This window comes from Streptomyces silaceus (genome assembly GCF_001419745.1).
GTDB classification, from domain to species: Bacteria; Actinomycetota; Actinomycetes; order Streptomycetales; family Streptomycetaceae; genus Streptomyces; species Streptomyces silaceus.
The window spans coordinates 1-6,526 of the sequence record NZ_LIRJ01000325.1 but is presented as its reverse complement, the minus strand read 5'-3'; the positions used below and the strand labels follow the sequence as shown (position 1 = coordinate 6,526).

Annotated in this window: 8 protein-coding genes; 5 read left to right on the top strand and 3 right to left on the bottom strand. The window is 73.7% G+C overall.

Translation table 11 applies throughout. The annotated features are described in order from the left end of the window. Nucleotides 1–174: 174 nt before the first annotated feature. A complete protein-coding gene (locus tag AOK22_RS27415) occupies nucleotides 175–1,113 on the bottom strand; it encodes a DUF3027 domain-containing protein (RefSeq protein WP_055701397.1) in 939 nt (312 codons plus the stop codon). Between the two features lie 362 nt (nucleotides 1,114–1,475). Between AOK22_RS27415 and AOK22_RS27410 the strand changes: the two genes are divergently transcribed. The 4 genes from AOK22_RS27410 (at nucleotide 1,476) to AOK22_RS27395 (ending at nucleotide 5,004) form a co-directional block, all read left to right on the top strand. Next, a complete protein-coding gene (locus AOK22_RS27410; protein ID WP_055701399.1) occupies nucleotides 1,476–2,858 on the top strand; it encodes an MFS transporter in 1,383 nt (460 codons plus the stop codon). 64 nt (nucleotides 2,859–2,922) lie between these two features. After that, nucleotides 2,923–3,438 (top strand): hypothetical protein, encoded by a 516-nt coding sequence (locus tag AOK22_RS27405; protein WP_055701396.1) that lies wholly within the window; start codon nucleotides 2,923–2,925, stop codon nucleotides 3,436–3,438. Between the two features lie 2 nt (nucleotides 3,439–3,440). Next, nucleotides 3,441–4,109, top strand: coding sequence for a futalosine hydrolase (locus AOK22_RS27400; protein WP_055701395.1), 669 nt, complete (start codon nucleotides 3,441–3,443; stop codon nucleotides 4,107–4,109). Beyond that, nucleotides 4,102–5,004, top strand: a complete 903-nt coding sequence (locus AOK22_RS27395) for a 1,4-dihydroxy-6-naphtoate synthase (protein WP_055701394.1) — start codon at nucleotides 4,102–4,104, stop codon at nucleotides 5,002–5,004. Before AOK22_RS27400 ends, AOK22_RS27395 begins: the two co-directional genes overlap by 8 nt. A 43-nt stretch (nucleotides 5,005–5,047) precedes the next feature. On the opposite strand, the gene AOK22_RS43770 is transcribed toward AOK22_RS27395, so the two are convergent. Continuing rightward, nucleotides 5,048–5,431 carry a cold-shock protein gene (locus AOK22_RS43770; RefSeq protein WP_055701393.1) on the bottom strand — a complete coding sequence of 128 codons (384 nt, stop codon included), beginning with the start codon at nucleotides 5,429–5,431 and terminating at the stop codon, nucleotides 5,048–5,050. Between the two features lie 184 nt (nucleotides 5,432–5,615). On the opposite strand from AOK22_RS43770, the gene AOK22_RS27385 reads away from it, so the two are divergent. Next, a complete protein-coding gene (locus AOK22_RS27385; RefSeq protein ID WP_079036850.1) occupies nucleotides 5,616–5,867 on the top strand; it encodes a hypothetical protein in 252 nt (83 codons plus the stop codon). Here the strand turns inward: AOK22_RS27385 and AOK22_RS27380 are convergent. After that, a complete protein-coding gene (locus AOK22_RS27380; RefSeq protein ID WP_063795340.1) occupies nucleotides 5,860–6,489 on the bottom strand; it encodes an HAD family hydrolase in 630 nt (209 codons plus the stop codon). The two genes, AOK22_RS27385 and AOK22_RS27380, sit on opposite strands and share 8 nt — an antisense overlap. Between the last annotated feature and the right edge of the window lie 37 nt (nucleotides 6,490–6,526).

The window sequence follows — 6,526 nt, the reverse complement described above, 5'->3', positions numbered from 1 at the left end:
GGCGGGGAAAACGCCGCGAAGCGGCGACGCACGAGGAAAACGCCGCGGGAGGAGCCGTGGAGGGACCACGGGAGGAGCCGCAGAGGCCCCACAGGAGAAGCCGCGGAGAGGGCCGCAGGAGGAGCCGGTGAGGGGGCACCGCCCCCTCGCCCCGCCCGTCACCCGCTGCCGGGACTAGGAGTGGCCGAGGTCCTCGCTCGGCCCCTCCGCGCTCACCGAGCCGGAGTCCGCCGCGGGCCGCAGGGGAAGGACGTCGACCCGGGTCTCGTCCAGGACCGGCGGCGCCGGCCGCGGCGGCTTCGGCATGACCGCCGCCTCCGAGTGCCCCCCGCAGCCGTACGAGAGGGACACGACCCGCCCGTCCGCGGGACCGAACTCATTGGCGCACACGCCGAACGCCTGTCCGAGCGAGCCGCCGATCGGCACAAGGAAGCCGCAGCTCACACACCCCGCGGGCGCCGCCTGCGCCATCGCGGTCTTCGCCCCGTACGCCTCGTCCCAGCGGTCCGCCGCGATGTGCAGCCCGTACCGCGACAGGACCCGCGCCCGCCGCATGCCCAGCTCGTCGGCGACCGACGTGATGGAACCCCGCGCCGGCGCGACCGGCAGCTCGGCCGGCGGACCCGCCGTGACCTCGGCGTCCTCCGCCTCGACCAGCTCGGCCATCTCCTCGGACACCGCGGCGTTCGGCGGCGGCTCCTCCTCGCCGGAGAAGCCCGGCTCCAGCCGGAGGTCCTCCGCGTCCGTGGGGAGCAGATCGCCGGGGCCCATGTCACCCGGCCGCAGCCGCTCGCTCCACGGCACCCACTCGGGGGCCAGGAGCGCGTCGGGACCCGGCAGCAGCACCGTCTCGTCGAGCGTGACGACCTTGGCCCGCGAGGCACGGGCCACCGTCACCGCCCAGCGCCAGCCGCGGTAGCCGAACTCCTTGCACTCGAAGAGGTGCGTGACGACGCGGTCGCCCTCCACGACGACCTCGACATGCTCGCCGACCACACCGGGCGCGGCGGCCTCCTCGGCCGCGGCACGCGCCAGGCCGACCGCCTCGGCGCACAGGCGGTCCGGGGTACGCGGGGTGCGCGGGGTACGGCTTCGCGTTGTCGCTGCGCTCACAAGTATCGCTTCTCTCCTACGCCGTCTCACGAGTGCGCCACCCTTACGCGGGGGTGCGGACGGAGCGGACCAGGGGGCCGCGTCGACGTCCGCGCCCGACGTCCTCGGGCGCACCTACGTCACCCATTCTGCGGGATGACCGAGAGGCGCGCGGCCGAGAACGAACGCCGCAGGCGCGCTACGCACGCTACCTTCTCCTGGCCCCTGGGCCTACACCGACGTAGCCGACCGGGTCCGCGCCGCTGGCGTGCCGCGTCGCCGCCGGCGGCGTTTTCCCCGCCCGCCACGCGCAATTCGCACTAGCGGCGCCCCCCAGGGGGCACTATGACGAGGTGGCCCCCACAAGGTCGGCGTCCGCAGGAATCGTCTCGCCCGGTCCGGCGAGACGGACCGCGCGTGCGCTGGGACGGGCGCTCCACCTGCCGTTCACCGGCACGGCCCGGGGCATCCGCAAGGCGACGCACGCCCACGGCGCGGGCGAGTCGGGCCTCGGCAAACTGATCGAGCTGCACGCGGTGAACGGCGCGGGTGACGTCATGATCACCGTCGCCCTCGCCTCCACCGTCTTCTTCTCCGTGCCGACGGACGAGGCCCGCGGCCGTGTCGCGCTCTACCTCGCCATCACCATGGCGCCCTTCACCCTCCTCGCCCCCGTCATCGGTCCGCTCCTGGACCGGCTGCCGCACGGCCGCCGCGCCGCGATGGCCGGCGCGATGCTGGCCCGCGCCCTGCTGGCGCTGGTCCTTTCGGGCGCGGTCGCCACCGGCAGCGTGGAGCTCTACCCCGCCGCCCTCGGCGTGCTCGTCGCCTCCAAGGCGTACGGAGTGGTCAGAAGCGCCGTCGTGCCACGGCTCCTGCCACCCCGGTTCTCCCTGGTCAAGGCCAATTCCCGGGTCACTCTCGGCGGCCTGCTCGCCACCGCGGTGGCCGCGCCCGTCGGCGCCGGGCTGCAGGCCGTCGGGCCGCGCTGGCCCCTCTTCTGCGCCTTCGTGATCTTCGTGTCGGGCATGTTCCTGTCGTTCTCGCTGCCCCGCAAGGTCGACTCGGCCAAGGGCGAGGCGAAGGCGCTGCTCGCCGCCGACGAGGAGCACCTGCATCTGCACGCCCGCGCGGAGGCCGCCGCCGACACCACCCGCAAGCGCCGCCTCGGGCTGCGTACGGTCGGCCCGGCCGTCACCCACGCCCTGGCCGCCAACGCCTCGCTGCGCTGCCTCTCCGGCTTCCTCATCTTCTTCCTGGCGTTCCTGCTGCGCGAGCACCCGCTCGCCGGGCAGAGCGCGGCGGTCTCCCTCGGCATCGTCGGCGTCTCGGCGGGCGCGGGCAACGCGCTGGGCACGGCCGTCGGCGCCTGGCTGAAGTCACGGGCCCCGGAGATCATCATCGTGACCGTCGTCGCGGTGGTCCTGGGCGTCGCGGTCACCGCCGCGCTGTTCTTCGGCGCGGTGGGCGTCGCCTGCCTCGGCGCCTGCGCGGGCTTCGCGCAGGCCCTGTCCAAGCTGTCCCTGGACGCCCTGATCCAGCGGGACGTGCCCGAGCAGGTCCGCACCTCCGCCTTCGCCCGCTCCGAGACGCTGCTCCAGGTCGCCTGGGTGGTCGGCGGCGCCATCGGCATCGCCCTGCCGCTGAACGGGGCGCTGGGGCTCTCGGTGGCGGCGGCCATCGTCGCCGCCGGCTGGCTGTCGACCGTCCGCGGTCTGCTCGCGGCGGCCCGCCAGGGCGGCCGGCGCCGCCCCCGGGTGGCCTGACCGCGCGGCACGCCCGCGACCCCCGCGTAACGGGACCCCCCGACGTGCCCGATAGCCTTCGCCCATGACCTCCCTGCTCCGCGGCGGAGCCGCGAATGTGAACCGCGCGGCGCGCCGCCGCCGCACCGTGGCCGCCCTTGGCGCCGTCTCCGCCGGACTCCTCGTCCTCTCGGCCTGTGACAAGCCGACGCCGCTTGCCACCGTGACCGTCGGCAGCAAGTCGGTGAACACGGAAGCCTCCTGCTACAACGACGGCAAGGAGCTGAAGAACTCCCAGCTGAAGTCCTGCCTCCAGGACAAGGACGTCAAGTCCATCAAGGTGGACCCGGACGAGAAGGTCCGCTTCGGCGTCGACCCGGAGATCGCGGAGAAGGGCTGGACGCTGCTGATGAACGGTCAGCCGCTGACCGAGTCCAGCAAGAAGACGTACGTGGTCATCCCGGGCAGCGTCTTCTTCAACCAGCAGTACGGCGGTGGCGGCAAGCAGTCGACCGTCAGCCTCCTCGAAGGCGGCAAGGACTCCGGCTCCAAGGCCACGGGCCTGTGGTCGTTCAAGTTCGAGAAGGACTCCGACTCCTGACCGTGCCGTCCCCGTCGCCGTCCGGCCCGCGCGTCCTGGTCGCCACCGCCGTCCCCGCCGAGCGGGACGCGGTGGCGCGGGGGCTGCCCGCCGGTGACGGCATCGACGTGGTCGCCGTCGGGGTGGGCCCCGCCGCGGCCGCCGCGGCGACCTCCCTGCGCCTCGGCGCCGCCGCGTACGGCCTGGTGGTCTCCGCGGGCATCGGCGGCGGCTTCCAGCCCCACGCGCCCGTCGGCTCGCTCGTGGTCGCCGACGAGATCACCGTCGCCGACCTGGGCGCCGAGACCCCCGACGGGTTCGCGCCCGTCACCGAGCTCGGCTTCGGCGCCGTCACCCACCGTCCGCCCCGTTCCCTCGTACGGGATGTCGCGGACGCCTGCGGCGGTGCGACCGGCACCGTCCTGACCGTCTCCACCGTGACCGGCAGCGCCGGGCGCGCCGCCGAGCTGCGGCGGCGCCATCCGCGCGCCCTGGCCGAGGCGATGGAGGGTTTCGGCGTCGCCGAGGCGGCCGTCCTGCGCGGCCTGCCCGTCCTGGAGGTCCGCGCGGTCTCCAACGCCGTCGGCCCGCGTGACCGCGACGCCTGGCGGATCGGCGACGCGCTGACCGCGCTGAGCGACGCGTTCGGGAAGTTCGCGCCGGTCCTGAGGAGTTGGAACACACATGACTGAGACCCCGGCCGCGGCCCCCGGCCGCCCCCTGCGCATCGCGTACTCGCCCTGCCCCAACGACACGTTCGTCTTCGACGCCTGGGCGCACGGCCGGGTGCCCGCCGCCCCCGCGCTCGACGTCACGTTCGCGGACATCGACATCACGAACGGCATCGCCGAGCGCGCCGCGACCGGTACGGCCACCGCGTCCGACGCCGACCTCGACGTCCTGAAGGTGTCGTACGCCGTCCTGCCCTACGTCCTCGACGAGTACGCGCTGCTGCCCTGCGGCGGCGCGCTCGGCCGGGGCTGCGGGCCGCTCGTCCTGACCCGGGAGCCCGGCGCCGACCTCACGGGCAGAACGGTCGCCGTGCCGAGCGAGAAGTCGACGGCGTATCTGCTCTTCCGGCTCTGGGCCGCGGACACGCTCACCGGCGGCGGGGTCGGCGAGATCGTGGTGCTGCCCTTCGACCAGATCATGCCCGCGGTGCGCGACGGCAAGGTCGACGCGGGCCTGGTCATCCACGAGGCGCGGTTCACGTACCAGGACTACGGCCTGCACCGCCTCGCCGACATGGGCGAGCACTGGGAGAACACCACGGGGCTGCCGATCCCGCTGGGCGCGATCATCGCCAGGCGGTCGCTGGGCGAGGACGTGCTGCGCACCCTCGCGGACACCGCCCGCACCTCGGTCCGCATGGCCTGGGACGACCCGGAGGCCTCCCGGCCCTACGTCCTGGCGCACGCCCAGGAGATGGACCCGGCGGTCGCGGACCAGCACATCGGGCTCTATGTCAACGAATTCACCGCCGACCTCGGCGAGGACGGCTACGCGGCGGTCCGCGGGCTGCTGACGCGGGCGGCGGCCGAAGGGCTCGTGCCCGCGCTCGCACCGGGCGCGCTCGCGTTCCCGTGACCGGTCACCGGGCGGGCCCGCGTCGGCCCGCCCGGCCCTGGGGTCACACGTCCAGCTGGTCGGCGACCGCCCTCAGCAGGCCCGCGATCTTCGCGCCCGACGCCTTGTCCGGGTAGCGGCCCTTCTCCAGCATCGGCGTGATGTTCTCGAGCAGCGTCGTCAGGTCCTGGACGATCGACGCCAGTTCGTCGGGCTTGCGGCGCTGGGCGGCGGCCACCGACGGGGTCGGGTCGAGGATCGTCACCGACAGGGCCTGGTCGCCGCGCTGCCCCGCGACCACACCGAATTCCACGCGCTGGCCGGGCTTGAGTGTGTCGACGCCGGCGGGCAGTACGGAGGAGTGCACGAAGACGTCGCCGCCGTCGTCGCGGGAGAGAAAGCCGAAGCCCTTCTCGCTGTTGAACCACTTGACCTTGCCGGTAGGCACGTGAAGTCCTCGTCCTCGTACTCGTCTATGCCGATTCCGCCCCTCCGGTGCGACGGGCGGAAAAACGGCTCTGGATAGCACTACAGCGGGTCGTCTGACCCGCCGGCACCAAGACTATTGGTCCGGGGGCCGGTGACAAGACGTCCCCGGATTCTTCCTACGCGCTGGGAACTACCCTGGTCGGGTGCGTGACAAAACCCAAGCGAATTCGGCCGGTCCGGGCGACGGCATGGTCCGGACCGGAGCAATCGTCTTCTTCATCGGCGCGGTGGCCACACTGGTCACAGTCGCCCCGCTGTTCCTGGGCACCGAGCCCTTCCCGTCCCTCGCGTACGCGGTGTGCATGCTGATGGGGATCGGGTTCCTCATCGCGGCGGCCGGCGTGCTGCGCGGCATCGCCGTCCAGCGGCGGCAGGCCAGGTCGAGCGCTAGCTAGCGGCCCGCTCCGCGGCGTACCCGGCGAGCCAGGCGGGGAACTCCGTCAGCCCGCCGAGGACCACGTCCGCGCCCGCCGCGCGCAGTTCCGCTGCGTCGCACGGCCCGGTCTCGACCGCGACGGACAGCGCGCCCGCCGTACGCGCGCCGCGTACATCACCGGTGTGGTCCCCGACGTACACCGACGCACCGTGCTCCCGCAGCGCCTCGGCCTTCGCCTCCGCCCACAGCCAGCCGATGACCGCGTCGGCCTCGATGCCGAGGTGCGACAGATGCAGCTTCGCGTTGGGCTCGTGCTTGGCGGTCACCACGATCGCCCGTCCGCCGAGCGCGCGCACCGCCGCGACGGCCTCACGGGCCCCCGGCATCGCGAGGGTCGGCGTGATCGCGTATGTGGTGTAGATCTCACGGTAGCGGTCGGCCATCTCCTCGATCCGGTCCTCGGGGAACCACTCGCGCAGCTCCTGCTCCAGCGGCGGCCCGAGGCGCGTGACGGCGAGATCGGCGTCTATGTATGTCCCCGTCTCGGCGGAGAGCGCCCGGTAGGCCTCCCTGATGCCGGGCCGGGAGTCGATGAGGGTCATGTCGAGGTCGAAGCCGACCGTGAGCGCGCGTGAGGTCATGCGCCCATTGTGCCGAGGGGCCCGCCCGGCCCGGCAT